12 protein-coding genes are annotated in these 15239 nt (G+C 60.2%); 3 read left to right on the forward strand and 9 right to left on the reverse strand.

Annotated features, from left to right (window positions below; all coding sequences use genetic code 11):
• Window positions 1-52 precede the first annotated feature (52 nt).
• Window positions 53-1399, reverse strand: a complete 1347-nt coding sequence (gene pmbA / locus HF257_RS25200; RefSeq protein ID WP_185708357.1) for a metalloprotease PmbA — start codon at window positions 1397-1399, stop codon at window positions 53-55.
• A 108-nt stretch (window positions 1400-1507) separates the two neighbouring features.
• Here pmbA and yjgA point away from each other — a divergent pair, with 108 nt between their 5' ends.
• Entirely contained in the window at window positions 1508-2029 is a 522-nt protein-coding gene (gene yjgA, locus HF257_RS25205; RefSeq protein WP_033899348.1) for a ribosome biogenesis factor YjgA, read from the forward strand.
• A 46-nt stretch (window positions 2030-2075) separates the two neighbouring features.
• Here the strand turns inward: yjgA and tldD are convergent, their stop codons facing one another.
• From tldD to mreB, 8 genes are all read right to left on the reverse strand, one after another.
• Window positions 2076-3518, reverse strand: coding sequence for a metalloprotease TldD (gene tldD, locus HF257_RS25210; RefSeq protein ID WP_185708356.1), 1443 nt, complete (start codon window positions 3516-3518; stop codon window positions 2076-2078).
• 16 nt (window positions 3519-3534) lie between these two features.
• A complete protein-coding gene (locus tag HF257_RS25215; protein WP_185708355.1) occupies window positions 3535-4383 on the reverse strand; it encodes a carbon-nitrogen hydrolase family protein in 849 nt (282 codons plus the stop codon).
• Between the two features lie 48 nt (window positions 4384-4431).
• Window positions 4432-8247, reverse strand: a complete 3816-nt coding sequence (locus HF257_RS25220) for a YhdP family protein (protein ID WP_185708354.1) — start codon at window positions 8245-8247, stop codon at window positions 4432-4434.
• A gap of 75 nt (window positions 8248-8322) precedes the next feature.
• A complete protein-coding gene (gene rng / locus HF257_RS25225) occupies window positions 8323-9780 on the reverse strand; it encodes a ribonuclease G (protein ID WP_010213134.1) in 1458 nt (485 codons plus the stop codon).
• A gap of 70 nt (window positions 9781-9850) precedes the next feature.
• On the reverse strand, window positions 9851-10447 hold the full coding sequence (locus tag HF257_RS25230; RefSeq protein ID WP_185708353.1) for a Maf family protein: 597 nt from the start codon (window positions 10445-10447) through the stop codon (window positions 9851-9853).
• A gap of 51 nt (window positions 10448-10498) precedes the next feature.
• Window positions 10499-10987 carry a rod shape-determining protein MreD gene (gene mreD, locus HF257_RS25235; RefSeq protein ID WP_003171788.1) on the reverse strand — a complete coding sequence of 163 codons (489 nt, stop codon included), beginning with the start codon at window positions 10985-10987 and terminating at the stop codon, window positions 10499-10501.
• On the reverse strand, window positions 10987-12087 hold the full coding sequence (gene mreC, locus HF257_RS25240) for a rod shape-determining protein MreC (protein ID WP_185708453.1): 1101 nt from the start codon (window positions 12085-12087) through the stop codon (window positions 10987-10989). The genes mreD and mreC overlap by 1 nt, the downstream gene beginning before the upstream one ends.
• A 139-nt stretch (window positions 12088-12226) precedes the next feature.
• Entirely contained in the window at window positions 12227-13264 is a 1038-nt protein-coding gene (gene mreB, locus HF257_RS25245; protein WP_002555108.1) for a rod shape-determining protein MreB, read from the reverse strand.
• A gap of 210 nt (window positions 13265-13474) precedes the next feature.
• On the opposite strand from mreB, the gene gatC reads away from it, so the two are divergent.
• The gene (gatC, locus tag HF257_RS25250; RefSeq protein WP_003171764.1) at window positions 13475-13762 is read left to right on the forward strand and encodes an Asp-tRNA(Asn)/Glu-tRNA(Gln) amidotransferase subunit GatC; all 288 of its coding nucleotides are present in this window, start codon (window positions 13475-13477) and stop codon (window positions 13760-13762) included.
• A 16-nt stretch (window positions 13763-13778) separates the two neighbouring features.
• Window positions 13779-15230, forward strand: coding sequence for an Asp-tRNA(Asn)/Glu-tRNA(Gln) amidotransferase subunit GatA (gene gatA / locus HF257_RS25255; protein ID WP_185708352.1), 1452 nt, complete (start codon window positions 13779-13781; stop codon window positions 15228-15230).
• The last annotated feature ends 9 nt before the right edge of the window (window positions 15231-15239 follow it).

The following is a 15239-nucleotide window of genomic DNA, read 5'->3' on the forward strand; positions in this document are numbered from 1 at the left end:
AAGGCGCGCCATCCGTGAGATGGCGCGCCTTTTTGTTAAAACGACGGAAGAATCAGCTACCAGCGACAGTCATCCGCTCAATCAGTACCGAACCTGTGCGGATGTTACTGCGCAATTCCAGATCGCTACCCACCGCGACAATCTGCTTAAACATGTCGCGCATGTTGCCGGCGATGGTCACTTCCTGAACGGCGAATTGAATTTCGCCGTTCTCTACCCAGAAACCCGCCGCACCACGGGAGTAGTCACCGGTGACCATGTTCAGGCCGTGGCCCATCAGTTCGGTCACCAACAAGCCACGCCCCATACGACGTAGCAGCGCTGCCTGGTCTTCATCGCCATGGGTGACGAACAAGTTATGCACTCCGCCAGAGTTGGCCGTGCTTGGCAAACCGAGTTTGCGGCCAGAATAAGTGCCCAGTACGTAGGACACCAACTCACCGCTCTCGACAAACGGCTTGGCATAAGTCGCCAGGCCATCACCGTCGAACGCCGAACTGCCCATGGCACGCATCAAGTGCGGGCGCTCATCGATGGTCAGCCACTCTGGGAACAGCTTCTGACCAATCGAGCCTTCCAGGAACGACGATTTTCGATAGAGGTTCCCACCGGAAATCGCCCCCAGGAAACTGCCGAACAAACCGCCGGCCAGTTCCGCCGAGAACAGCACCGGCACCTCGCAGGTCGGCACCGGACGCGCGCCCAAACGGCTCGCGGCACGTTGCGCAGCGCGCTGGCCAATGCTGGCTGGGTCTGCCAGCAATTCACCCTGGCGATTCACGTCGTACCAGTAATCGCGCTGCATCTGGCCATTGGCTTCGGCGATCATCACGCAACTCAAGCTATGGCGCGTAGACGCATAACCGCCGATAAAACCATGGCTGTTGCCATACACACGGCAGCCCTGGTGTGTGCTCAACGTGGTGCCATCAGCGTTCTTGATGCGGGCATCGGCGTCGAATGCGGCCGCTTCGCAGGCCAACGCCTGCTCGATCGCCTGCTCGGGCGTGATGTCCCAGGCGTGGAATAGATCAAAGTCTTTCAATTCCTTGGCCATCAAGGCTTTGTCAGCCAAACCCGAGCATTCGTCTTCAGAGGTGTGCTTGGCAATTGCCAGCGCGGCGGCAACGGTTTCACGAATCGCCTCTGGGCCGCTGGCCGATGTGCTGGCCGAACCTTTGCGCTGTCCCATGTACAAGGTGATGCCAAACCCTTGGTCACGGTTGAATTCGACGGTTTCCACTTCCCGCTGACGTACCGAAGTCGACAGCCCCTGCTCCAGCGACACCGCCACTTCACAGGCACTGGCCCCCTGGCGCTTGGCCTCGGCAAGGATCTGCTCGACTTGTTCCTGCAGTGCCGGTAACGCTTGCGGACCGACGCTTTGGGCTGCACTCATGGTTTTCTCCACTCAAATTCTGCTTTCGGTTAAGGCCATCGAGCGACCGGGCCGGACAAGCGGCCCCCGACTGGTTATCATGGCGGCGTTTCTTTGCGGACTGCCACCATGGTTGATTCTTACGACGACTCCCTCGATGGGGAGAAAAGCAAAACCCAGGTCAAACGTGAGCTGCATGCTCTGGTTGACCTCGGCGAGCGCCTTACAACGCTCAAGAAGGATTTGATTGCAAAACTGCCACTGACCGACGAAATGCGTCGAGCCTTGGCCGATGCGCCCAAGCACACCGCGAATATCGCGCGTAAACGGCACATCTCGTTTATCGGCAAACTGATGCGCGACCAAGACATTGACGCCATTCTGACCTTGCTCGACCAAACCGATGCCTCCACTCGCCAGTACAACGAACGTTTCCACAACCTGGAACGTTGGCGTGACCGCCTGATCTCGGGCGATGACGCTGTGCTGGAGAAATTCGTGGTGGACTACCCGGACGCGGACCGCCAGCAACTGCGCTCCCTGATCCGTCAGGCCCAGCACGAGCTGGCGCATAACAAAGCGCCGGCCACCAGCCGTAAAATCTTCAAGTACATCCGTGAGCTGGACGAGACCCAACGCGGCCTGCGTTGATCCCTTCCCCGGGTGGCGACCTTCGCCACCCGAAGCTCCACATCCCTTACGAGCCCGTGCCACCCACGGTGATCGCATCAATTTTCAGCGTTGGCTGGCCGACACCCACCGGCACCGACTGCCCATCTTTCCCGCACGTGCCCACGCCGCTGTCCAGCGACAGGTCGTTACCGACCATCGACACCTTGCTCATCGCCTCCGGCCCGTTGCCGATCAACGTTGCGCCTTTGACCGGCGCGGTGATCTTGCCGTCTTCGATCAGGTACGCCTCACTGGTGGAGAACACGAACTTACCGCTGGTGATATCCACCTGGCCGCCGCCGAGGTTGGCGCAATAGATCCCGCGCTTGACCGAGGCGATGATTTCCGCTGGATCGCTTTCGCCACCGAGCATGTAGGTATTGGTCATACGCGGCATCGGCAGGTGCGCGTAGGATTCACGGCGGCCGTTACCGGTACGCGCGACGCCCATCAGGCGCGCATTGAGCTTGTCTTGCATGTAGCCCTTGAGCACGCCGTTTTCGATCAGGGTGGTGCACTCGGTTGGCGTGCCTTCATCGTCCACACTCAACGAGCCCCGGCGACCGGCCAAGGTGCCGTCATCGACAATGGTGCACAGCTTGGACGCAACCATCTCGCCCACGCGCCCGCTGTAGGCTGAACTGCCTTTGCGGTTGAAGTCGCCTTCCAGGCCATGGCCGACCGCTTCGTGCAACAACACGCCGGACCAACCCGAACCCAGCACCACCGGCAAGGTACCGGCCGGCGCAGGAATGGCTTCCAGGTTGACCAGTGCCTGGCGCAGCGCCTCACGGGCATAACCCATGGCGCGGTCTTCAGCGAGGAAATAGCGGTAATCGGTACGCCCGCCACCCCCATGGCCACCGCGCTCGCGGCGACCGTTCTGCTCGACGATCACACTGACGTTGAACCGCACCAACGGCCGCACGTCTGCCGCCAAGCCACCATCGGTGGACGCCACCAGGATGCGCTCCCACACACCGGCCATGCTCACGGTGACCTGTTGGATACGCGGGTCCAATGCACGAGTGGCGGCGTCGACACGCTTGAGCAACTCGACCTTCTCAGCGCGGCTGATCACTTCCAGAGGGTTATCCGGCGCATATAACTGGGCCACATCCTGGGTGCTGAACGCCTGCACCGTGCCATTTTGACCGGCTCGGGAGATCGAACGTGCAGCACGCGCCGCAAGGCCCAAGGCTTCCAGCGTGATTGCGTTGCTGTAGGCAAAGCCGGTTTTCTCACCGGACTGCGCACGCACGCCTACACCCTGGTCAAGGTTGAAGCTGCCTTCCTTGACGATGCCATCTTCCAGCGCCCAGGACTCGGAGATCTGCCCCTGAAAATACAGGTCAGCCGCATCGATGCCTGGCCCGGCGAGATCGCCCAGCACGGTTTGCAAACTTTCGATGGTCACGCCACCGGGTGCCAGGAGGTGTTCACTGACTGAGGACAACAACTCGCTCATAGGTTTGGCCTTAAATTCATCGTTCCGAAGCAGGCCGCTGTGCGCCCTGCGAGAAAAAGCGCCGATGGTTGACCACCGGCATGCGCGCCCGTATCGACGCCTGTTCACTGCTATCGCGCTCGGCCAACAACACCGCTTCGCCTTGATCCTGTTGCGTCAGTACACGCCCCCACGGGTCGACAATCGCCGCATGTCCATGGGTTTCCCGTGGCCCCGGATGCACACCACCCTGGGCGGCCGCCAGCAGATAGCACTGGGTCTCGATGGCCCTGGCGCGAATCAGCACGTCCCAGTGCGCGGCACCGGTCACTGCCGTAAAGGCCGAAGGTGCAGTAATCAACTCGGCCCCCGCTGCGCGCAGCTCGCTGTACAACTCGGGAAAGCGCAGGTCGTAACACACTGTCAGGCCCAAACGGCCAACCGGCGTATCCGCCACCACTACATTGCTCCCGAAAGCATAGTCGTCGGATTCCCGATAACGACCGCGTGTATCTGCAACATCGACATCGAACAGGTGCAACTTGTCGTAGCGGGCAACGATTTCACCGCGATCATCGACCAACAATGAGCAGGCATTGGACTTGGCGTTCGGCTGGCCTTCTGGGGGCAGCGGTAAAGTACCGGCCACTATCCATAAGGTGAGGTCGCGGGCGGTCTGTTTCAACCACGGCAGGATCGGGCCTTCGCCCAAGGCCTCGGCGCGGCCGATGTCGGCGACGTCGCGACGGCCCATGGCGGCGAAGTTTTCCGGGAGTACCGCAAGCTTTGCTCCGGCCGCTGCTGCTTGTTCCAGCAGGCGTCGGGCCTGAGCCAGATTGGCCAGCACATCGCTCTGGCTGACCATTTGAATTACCGCAAAGGACATGGGCCGACACTCCGTAATAGGCATGCGGCCATGCTACTCCACAGGCTCTCAGTTTGGTTTTTCAAATGGCTTGTCGAAGGTGATTTTCGGGTCCTTCCAAGGGCCTTCCACTTTGTACTGCACGCTGGCAAAACGCGACACCCGATCACCGATCAACTTGTCGATCAGGAACAAAGCACCACCAATGGCCGGCGCACCGACGATCAGCGCAGCAATCGGCAGATTGTTGGTGACCGGCAACGTAACGAGCAACTTGGCGTCGACACGGTCGGCCACCAAGTCGAGGGTGCCGTTGAGCTCCAGGTTGGTCGACGGCCCGGTCATGGTGATCGGCTCACGGGTGACGAACACGCCATTACTGGCGGCCAACAAACCTTTTACCCGATCGTAGCTCAAGCCCTTGCCGAGCAAGTCAGAGAAATCAAGGCGCAGTCGGCGACCAATGGAGTTGAAGTTAAGCAACCCGAACACCCGCAGGGCCTGGGCCCCACCCTCCACTTCCACAAACTGACCGTTGCGGAACGCCGCATCCAGGCTGCCAGAGAAGCGCTTGGGCCCGACATAAGCCGGTGAACCGGGCCAGCGTCCGTCTACGTCCAGATGGAAATCCTGGCTGGTGACGGTAGGGGCATACCCCCAGCCCTTGAGCACATCGCCAATATTCTTGCCATCCAGACGGCCCTTGTACCAACTGCTGCTATCGCCTGCCGTGCCTTCCCAACCACCGGCGCCTTTGAGCTGCATGCCCTTGAGCCCCAAGTCCAGGTTATTGAAGGCCATGCCCTTGGCGGTTGGTCGGATCTTCAACGACCAGGCCCCCACCAGGTCAGGCCCCTGGAACAGCTGAGCAATCGAGATATCCAACGCCGGAATGTCCTTGGGGTCGATATCCGCCAGTGGATCGGGCGCGTTCTCGTTTGCCTGCACCGTCGGGTCGGGAGCGGGCAACTTCACGTATTGCAGGTTGACCACGATCGGTGCGCCTTTGGCGTCCGGCAGGTTTACGCTGCCCTTGGCTTGCAGGCTGTCGAGTTGCAAGCCCCACGCCGCCGGCTTGCGGTCCAGTTGCAGGTTGACCTGTTCGAATTGGGTGCCAAAACCGCTCAGCTTGCCTACCTTGAAATCGGCGCTATTGAGCAATTGCTTGGCGCTGCCGCCTGGGTCATTGCCTGCGTATCGATCGACCAGTTTCTTCCAGGGGTCGATATCCAGCTCCGACAACACGCCACGAATGCGCAACCCCTTGCTCGTCGGCAGCAGTGCATCGCCATCACCGAGGAACAACTCACCTCGGCCCTCATTGAACTTGTCCGGCGGTGCGGCGAAGGTGAAGTTCGCCAGCTCGCCGTAATCGAACCAATAACGGCGCTCGGCGCCCTGCAGGGTCATGCGGAATGTGCTATCGCGACCTTGGCTGGCCGGCATGCCGAACGGAGCCGGCAAGTCCACCGCCACGCCCTTGAGGCTGGAACTGACCATCAACTGGCTGTCCGCGCCGTCCAGGTTCAGCTGCAACTGGTACGGAATGTCGCCAGACACCGGCAATGGCTGAGTGATTTTCAGCCAGTCGGTCAGCCGCTTGACGGTGACCTGGCCCTTGGCCGTCACCCGAGTGCTGATTTTGCCCGGTTTACCGTCAGCAGTTATTTGCGCAGTGATAGGCCGATCAAACGCCTGGGCGGAGATGGTCTGGCCACTGAGGCCCTTGGCACTGTCAAAGCGGAAATCCCCTTTGAGCTGGGTCAGGTCCAGCGTCGGCTCAGCCAATTGCAGGCGTGACTTGTCGGTCTTGAAGTCCACCACGATTTTCGGCTCGGCGTCCTTGGCCAGCGGGATATCCAGGTCAAGGCTGCCTTGCAGGTCGCCATCGCCCTTCCAGCCGGCAAACGTCGATGCCGTACCGATCGGCGCTTCCTGAAGGATTTTCAAGCCATCACCCAGTCCACCGGCAAAACCGCCGGTCAGCAACAGATGACTGTCCTTGCCCGCAGGTGCATGGGGAATGTTGACGTAGATGTCCTTGACCTTGGTATCGAGCAACTGGCCCTTGCTGGCCAGGATGCGCACGCCGCTCTCCTCGACGAACACTTCGCCCTTGACCTTGCTGACATGGGGCCAGCCTGGCTGGAACGCGAGTTCAGCATCATGCACCTTGAAGAACAGGCTGATATTGCGCGAAGCCGGCAACGCATCGTGGTTCAGCGAGCCTTGGTATTGGAAGAAACCCTCATCCACCGCACCCTTGAGGATCGCAGTGCGCAGCCATTCATCCAACGCCGGGCTCAACACCGCCGGCAGGTATTTAGGGGTAAAACGCCCATCGCCATCGACCATGCCGACCCGCAGGTCCATATAGTCTTCTTGCGCCTGATCAAAATGCAGGCGAATCAAGAAGTCGGCAGCGACCTTACCCTCTTCACCCAGCACCTTGATATACGGGGCGATCAAGGTGAAACCTTCCTTGTCCAGCTTCCACGTCAGTCGCGCATTGGCCTGGATGTACTGCCACGGCTTGGCGAAAATCGGGTCGAGGTGCAGGGAAAAGTCCTTGCTGTCCATGCGTAACTCGCCATGGCCGAGGTCACCGCTGATGCTGCCGGAGACGTTACGCGCAGCGGGCGCACCGAAGTAGGCATCAAAGCCGATGCGCTCCAGGTTGGCGGCGAAACTGACTTTCTGATCGGAAGTGTCTTGAGGGCGAAAATCCACCAGCACGTTACGCAGCATGCCGGTGGCTTTCAGGTGTTCGATGGTTTTGGCGACGCCTTCCGGTAACGGCGCCAGGGCATTCAGCAACGGCGTGATGGGCGTCAGGTCCAGGCGGTCGGCCTGAAGTTTCCAGACCTCCAAGTCCTTGTCGGAAGCCAGGGTTTGCTGCAACTGCAGACGCGACTCCCAACGAGTTTCACCAAGGTTCATCGCCAGTGAGTCGAACAGCACTTCAAGACCCGTCTCACTGCGTTGCAGGTAGGCCGTCAGTGCCAGATTTTCGATATGCACCGGCTTACGGTCGGCGTAGCTGCCCGCCACCTGTGGCGAGTTGAGGCGCACCACCGCGCTTTGCACAGTCCCCTTGGCCCATGTCAGCCAGAACTCGCCGCCGGCCTTGAATTGGGTGAGCTTCCACTGTTGAGTCAGCTTGGCCGGGATCCACTTGGCCCAATCACTCTGCGGCAAGCTGAGGTAGGCCTGGACTTCACCGTCCTTCCATTGGCTTGCGCGAATGCGGGTACGCAGGCTGACAGCCAAAGGCTGGCCATCAGGCAGGGTCAAGCGTGCGTCCAGCCGTTGGCGCGTCATGCCGGTGTGCAGGCTCAAGCCTACATACGTCAGCGTCATCGGGGCCTGGTCGAATGGCTGCAGGGTAACCTGGCTGTCGAGCAGCGATACGCGCTTGACCATCTGCATACGCGTGAGCAACTGCTCCGGGTCCAGCGGCTGGTCGTCCTGTACAGGCACCCCTTGCAGCGCCCAGTGGCCGTCCTTGTCTTCCTTCACGCTGAGTTGCAGGCCGCTGACTTCCAAATGGGCAATGCGCACTTCGCGCGCCATCAGACTGGCCCAGATGTCCGGTACTACTTCGACCTGGTCCAGGCGCAGTGCGCTGTTGCCCTCACCGACCATCACGTCGTGGGCCAGCAATATGGGGGCGAAACCACTCCAACGACCTTCAAGGCTGCCGATGTGCAGGGGCATATCCACTGCGGCCTGGGCCTTGGCTTCAATTTCAGCGCGGTATTCCGCCACCAGCGGCGTCAATTCCCGCCCCAGGCTTACATACAACGCAGCAAACACCAGCAACAAGGCACAGAGGCCCAGGCCCCAGCGGGTCAAAGCGGCAAAAAAGCGTGTCAGACGCTCCATGTCAGGCGACCCTCAAAGCAGTAGTCGGACAGCAGATCAACGCCTGCCGGTCTCGTAAATAAGAGCGAATGGGGATCAGAGCAGCACCACGTCGTATTGTTCCTGGGAATACATGGTTTCGACCTGGAAGCGAATCGTGCGGCCGATAAACCCCTCCAGTTCAGCGACGTTACCGGACTCTTCGTCCAGCAGGCGATCGACCACTTTTTGGTTGGCAAGCACTCTATAACCTTCAGCCTGGTAAGCCCGCGCCTCCCGCAGAATTTCCCGGAAAATCTCGTAGCAAACCGTTTCCGGGGTCTTCAACTTGCCACGTCCCTGGCAACTGCTGCACGGTTCACACAGCACCTGCTCAAGACTTTCGCGCGTGCGTTTGCGCGTCATCTGCACCAAGCCCAATTCGGTGATGCCGATGATATTGGTCTTGGCGTGATCACGCTCCAGCTGTTTTTCGAGGGTGCGCAGCACTTGGCGTTGGTGCTCTTCATCTTCCATGTCGATGAAGTCGATGATGATGATGCCGCCCAGGTTGCGCAGGCGCAGTTGGCGGGCAATCGCAGTGGCCGCTTCGAGGTTGGTCTTGAAGATCGTTTCTTCGAGGTTGCGATGCCCTACGAAAGCGCCGGTGTTGACGTCGATGGTGGTCATGGCTTCCGCCGGGTCCACCACAAGATAGCCACCGGACTTGAGCGGCACTTTGCGCTCAAGGGCCTTCTGGATCTCATCTTCGACGCCATACAGGTCAAAGATAGGCCGTTCGCCGGGATAGTGTTCCAGTCGATCAGCAATTTCCGGCATCAGCTCGGCCACGAATTGCGTGGTGCGCTGGAAGGTTTCCCGCGAGTCGATGCGAATCTTCTCAATCTTCGGGCTGACGAGGTCGCGCAAGGTGCGCAGGGCCAGGCCCAAGTCTTCATAGATCACGCTCGGCGCGCCAATCGTCTTGATCTGCGCGCCGATCTGGTCCCACAGGCGCCGCAGGTAGCGGATGTCCATAAGGATTTCGTCAGCGCCGGCCCCCTCGGCGGCGGTACGCAGGATAAACCCGCCCGCTTCCTTGATGCCTTCGGCAGCCACGCAGTCGCTGACGACTTTTTTCAGGCGTTCGCGCTCGGCTTCATCTTCGATTTTCAGGGAAATCCCGACATGAGCAGTGCGCGGCATGTAGACCAGATAGCGCGAGGGAATCGACAACTGAGTGGTCAGGCGTGCGCCCTTGGAGCCGATGGGGTCCTTGGTAACTTGCACCACCAGGCTCTGCCCTTCATGCACCAGGGCGCTGATGCTTTCCACCGCCGGACCTTCGCGCAGGGAAATTTCCGAAGCATGGATAAACGCAGCACGGTCCAACCCGATATCGACGAAGGCTGCCTGCATCCCCGGCAATACGCGCACCACCTTGCCCTTGTAGATATTGCCGACGATCCCGCGCTTCTGGGTGCGCTCGACGTGCACTTCTTGCAGAACACCGTTCTCTACCACCGCCACGCGCGATTCCATCGGCGTGATATTGATCAGAATCTCTTCACTCATGGCTGGGTCTCGTTCAGGCGTTTTCACAATAGTGACCAATCGCTTAAGGCTGGGCGCGCAAGTCAGGCGTTCAGCGCGCGGTAAGGTTTTGCCAACAGGGTATGCCGAATTGGCCCAGCAGTTCTGCGGTTTCGCACACCGGCAGGCCTACCACGGCGGAATAGCTGCCATTGAGACCGGCGACAAATACCGAACCCAACCCCTGGATAGCATAGCCGCCCGCCTTGTCCTGAGGCTCACCACTGTGCCAGTAGGTGGTCGCTTCCTCGATAGAAATCCCGCGAAAAAGCACACGACTGCTTACACATCGAGTTACGCAACGCTGCCCGTCTGTAAGCGCAACAGCAGTGAGCACTTCATGTTCACGCCCCGCCAATGCCATCAGCATCGCCAGAGCATCGGCCTGGTCAACGGGTTTTCCGAGGATATTGCCATCGACAATCACGGCCGTATCGGCACCCAGTACACACATGCCGGTGGTGTTTTCGAGCGCAGCAAAACCCGCCGTTGCCTTGCCACGGGCAAGACGCTCGACGTACGAAACGGCGGATTCATTTGTAAGAGGAGTTTCATCAATAGCGGCGCTGACCACGGTGAAGGGCACACCGATCTGGGTCAGCAGTTCACGCCGCCTCGGGGAGCCCGAGGCCAGATAAAGCGAATTCATTGCAGACTCTCCCTGAGGGGCTCGATAACCAGGCAGAGCCTCGCAATCCATTCAATTGATTTTATAGCGACGACGTAACCCACGTAGACCGAAGCTGATCCAAGGCCACAGCAGCGCACTGACCAGGGCCGGCAGAACCAACGCCAGGGTCGGCTGGCGGTTGCCGGTCAAAGCACTGAGCCACAGTTGAACCAGCTGCGCCAGGCCGAAGATCACCAGGATCACCAGGCACTGCTGCCACATCGGGAACATGCGTAAACGCTGCTGCAATGACAGCACCAGGAAGGTGATCAGCGTCAGAATCAACGCGTTCTGCCCCAGCAAGGTGCCATACAGCACATCTTCCGCCAAGCCCAGGAACATCGCCGTGACCATGCCGACTTTGTGCGGCAGGTTCAGTGACCAGAACGCCAGCAGCAGCGCCAGCCAGAGCGGGCGCAGGATTTCCATGAATTGCGGCAATGGCGAAACGCTGAGTAACAAGCCGATGGCAAAAGTCAGCCAGACGATCCAGCCATTGCGCGAATGAGTACCGGCCATTATTCCTCCCTCTGCCGTGTAGTGGCCGGGGCGGCCGCCGGAGGCTTGGCAGCAGGCGTCGCGACCGGTGGCTTGGTTGCAGCCGGTTTTGCAGCACGCGCACTGTGGGCCGCAGGCTTGACCGGTGTTGCGACGGGTGCCGCAGCAGCAGGCGCAGGCGCGGGTGGCCCGACGAATGCCGGCTTTGGCACCGTTGCAGGCACGATCGGCGCAATCCCGTTTTGCTTGTCTTCCGCTTCCTGCGCCTGTGCGGCGTCATTGGCGCGCTCTTCGGGAGTGCGGTTGTCGCTGAACACCAGCAGCAGGTAGCGGCTGCGGTTCAGGGCGGCAGTCGGCACCGCACGCACAATGGCGAACGGCTGGCCGGAGTCATGGATCACTTCCTTGACCGTCGCCACCGGGTAACCTGCCGGGAAACGCTGGCCGAGGCCGGAGCTGACCAACAGGTCGCCTTCCTTGATGTCGGCAGTGTCGGCGACGTGACGCAACTCCAGGCGCTCGGGGTTACCGGTACCGCTGGCAATCGCCCGCAAGCCGTTGCGGTTCACCTGCACTGGAATGCTATGGGTGGTGTCCGTCAGCAGTAATACCCGCGAGGTGTAGGGCATCAACTCGACCACCTGCCCCATCAGGCCACGGGCATCGAGCACCGGCTGACCCAGCACCACGCCGTCGCGCTCACCCTTGTTGATGATGATGCGATGGGTGAAGGGGTTGGGGTCCATGCCGATCAACTCGGCCACTTCGACCTTTTCGTTGACCAATGCGGAAGAATTGAGCAACTCACGCAACCGAACGTTCTGCTCGGTGAGGGCCGCCAGCTTTTGCATGCGCCCCTGCAGCAGCAGGTTTTCAGTCTTGAGTTTTTCGTTCTCGGCGACCAGCTCGGTGCGGCTGCCAAATTGGCTGGCCACGCCCTGGTAGAGACGTTGCGGCAGGTCGGTGATCCAGTATGTCTGCATCAGCACCAGCGACATCTGGCTGCGCACGGGCTTGAGCAGTGCAAAGCGGGCATCGACCACCATCAGCGCGACCGAAAGCACGACCAGCACCAACAGGCGCACGCCCAATGAGGGGCCTTTGGCGAAAAGCGGTTTAATAAGCCGCTCCTCCCAGGCAAATGTTTTCTTTATTCATACGGCATCTAACCGGCCTGGATGCAGATTGAAGAAGATAAACGCCAACAGGCAGCACTGCAAAGTGCTGCCTGTTGGCCAAGCATGAACCGTTCAACCAGGCTTATTCGCTGGAGAGCAGGTCCATGGTGTGTTTATCCATCATTTCCAGTGCACGACCACCGCCACGGGCAACGCAGGTCAGCGGGTCTTCGGCGACGATCACCGGCAAACCAGTTTCCTGGGCCAGCAGCTTGTCGAGGTCGCGCAGCAAGGCACCACCACCGGTCAGTACCAGGCCACGCTCGGCGATATCGGAAGCCAGTTCCGGCGGCGATTGCTCCAGGGCGCTCTTCACGGCCTGAACGATAGTTGCCAGGGACTCTTGCAGAGCCTCAAGCACTTCGTTGGAGTTCAGGGTGAAAGCACGTGGAACGCCTTCGGCCAGGTTGCGACCGCGCACATCGACTTCGCGTACTTCGCCGCCTGGGTAAGCGGTACCGATTTCCTGCTTGATGCGCTCTGCAGTGGATTCACCGATCAGGCTGCCGTAGTTACGACGCACATAAGTGATGATCGCTTCGTCGAAACGGTCGCCGCCCACGCGTACGGATTCGGCATACACCACACCGTTCAGGGAGATCAGGGCGATTTCAGTGGTACCACCACCGATATCCACCACCATCGAACCGCGCGCTTCTTCAACCGGCAGGCCGGCACCGATCGCAGCAGCCATTGGCTCTTCGATCAGGAACACTTCACGAGCACCGGCACCAAGGGCCGATTCACGGATGGCACGACGCTCAACCTGGGTGGACTTGCATGGAACGCAGATCAGCACTCGAGGGCTAGGCTGCAGGAAACTGTTTTCGTGAACCTTGTTGATGAAGTACTGCAGCATCTTCTCGCAGACGCTGAAGTCGGCGATCACGCCGTCCTTCATCGGACGAATGGCAGCAATATTGCCTGGTGTACGGCCGAGCATGCGCTTGGCCTCGGTGCCAACGGCAACGACACTTTTCTGATTACCATGGGTCCGAATAGCCACAACCGATGGCTCATTCAGGACGATACCGCGCTCGCGCACGTAAATAAGGGTGTTGGCAGTGCCCAGGTCAATGGAGAGATCGCTGGAAAACATGCCACGCAGTTTCTTGAACATGGGGAAAGGACCCTAGGCAACGCGTGGGTAAAAAAGTGCGGCAAACTCTAACAACGACAGGGATTTTGGGCAAGGCGCCAATGTGCTAAATTGGCCGACTTTCTGTGCACCAACCCCCACAATCGCGGCCATATGACCGTAGAAATGCGGTAGTGTTCCGACAATCTAACACACGGACGCCCTCCGTTCTGTTTTCCACTGGAGAATCCCATGGCGCTTGAACGCTCCGACGTGGAAAAAATCGCGCATCTGGCCTCGCTTGGCCTGAATGAAGCCGATCTTCCACAGACCACCGCAGCCCTGAACAGCATTCTCGGGCTGGTTGACCAAATGCAGGCCGTGAATACCGACGGCATCGAGCCCCTGGCGCACCCGCTGGAAGCCAGCCAGCGCCTGCGTGCAGACGTCGTGACCGAACGCAATAATCGCGAGGCCTACCAGTCCATCGCGCCAGCGGTCGAAAACGGCCTGTACCTGGTTCCGAAAGTCATCGACTAAAGGGAAAGAGCCTTTCATGCATCACATGACTCTGGCCGAGATCGCCCGCGGTCTCGCCGACAAAAAGTTTTCTTCCGAAGAGCTGACCAAGACCCTGCTTGCGCGCATCGCCGAGCACGATCCAAAGGTCAACAGCTTCATCAGCCTCACCGAAGAGCTGGCCCTGAGCCAGGCCAAGGCCGCCGACGTGCGTCGCGCCAACGGTGAAAATGGCGCGTTGCTGGGTGCTCCAATCGCCCACAAGGACTTGTTCTGCACCCAGGGCATTCGCACCAGTTGCGGCTCCAAGATGCTCGACAACTTCAAGGCGCCCTACGACGCCACCGTGGTGTCCAAGCTGGCTGCAGCCGGGGCCGTGACCCTGGGCAAGACCAACATGGACGAATTCGCCATGGGTTCGGCCAACGAGTCGAGCTACTACGGCGCGGTGAAAAACCCGTGGAACCTGGAACACGTGCCAGGCGGTTCGTCTGGTGGTTCGGCCGCCGCCGTTGCGGCGCGCTTCCTGCCGGCGGCCACGGCCACCGACACCGGCGGTTCCATCCGCCAGCCAGCCGCCTTCACTAACCTCACCGGTTTGAAGCCGACCTACGGTCGCGTTTCCCGCTGGGGCATGATCGCCTATGCGTCCAGCCTCGATCAGGGCGGCCCTTTGGCACGCACCGCCGAAGACTGCGCAATTTTGTTACAAGGTATGGCCGGGTTCGATAAACAGGACTCCACCAGCATCGATGAGCCGGTGCCGGACTACAGCGCCAGCCTCAACACCTCGATCAAAGGCCTGCGCATCGGTGTGCCGAAGGAATACTTCAGCGCCGGTCTCGACCCACGCATCGCCCAGCTTGTGCACAACAGCGTCAAGGAGCTGGAAAAGCTCGGCGCCGTGATCAAGGAAGTCAGCCTGCCGAACAACGGGCACGCCATTCCTGCGTACTACGTGATCGCACCGGCAGAGGCCTCTTCGAACCTGTCGCGTTTCGACGGCGTGCGTTTCGGCTACCGCTGCGAAAACCCGAAAGACCTTACCGACCTGTACAAACGCTCCCGTGGCGAAGGCTTCGGCGCCGAAGTACAACGCCGCATCATGGTCGGTGCCTACGCCCTGTCGGCCGGCTACTACGACGCGTACTACCTCAAGGCGCAAAAAATCCGTCGCCTGGTCAAGAACGACTTCATGGCAGCCTTTGAAGAAGTCGACGTGATCCTCGGCCCAACCACGCCGAACCCGGCCTGGAAGCTCGGCGCCAAGAATGGCGACCCGGTGGCTGCGTACCTCGAAGACCTGTACACCATCACCGCCAACCTCGCGGGCTTGCCGGGCTTGTCCATGCCAGCGGGTTTCGTCGACGGCCTGCCGGTCGGCGTGCAACTGCTCGCCCCGTATTTCCAGGAAGGCCGCCTGCTCAATGTGGCGCACCAGTACCAGTTGCACACCGACTGGCACACTCGCACCCCTACCGGCTTCTGAGGAGAACAC

This window comes from Pseudomonas cremoris, from assembly GCF_014230465.1.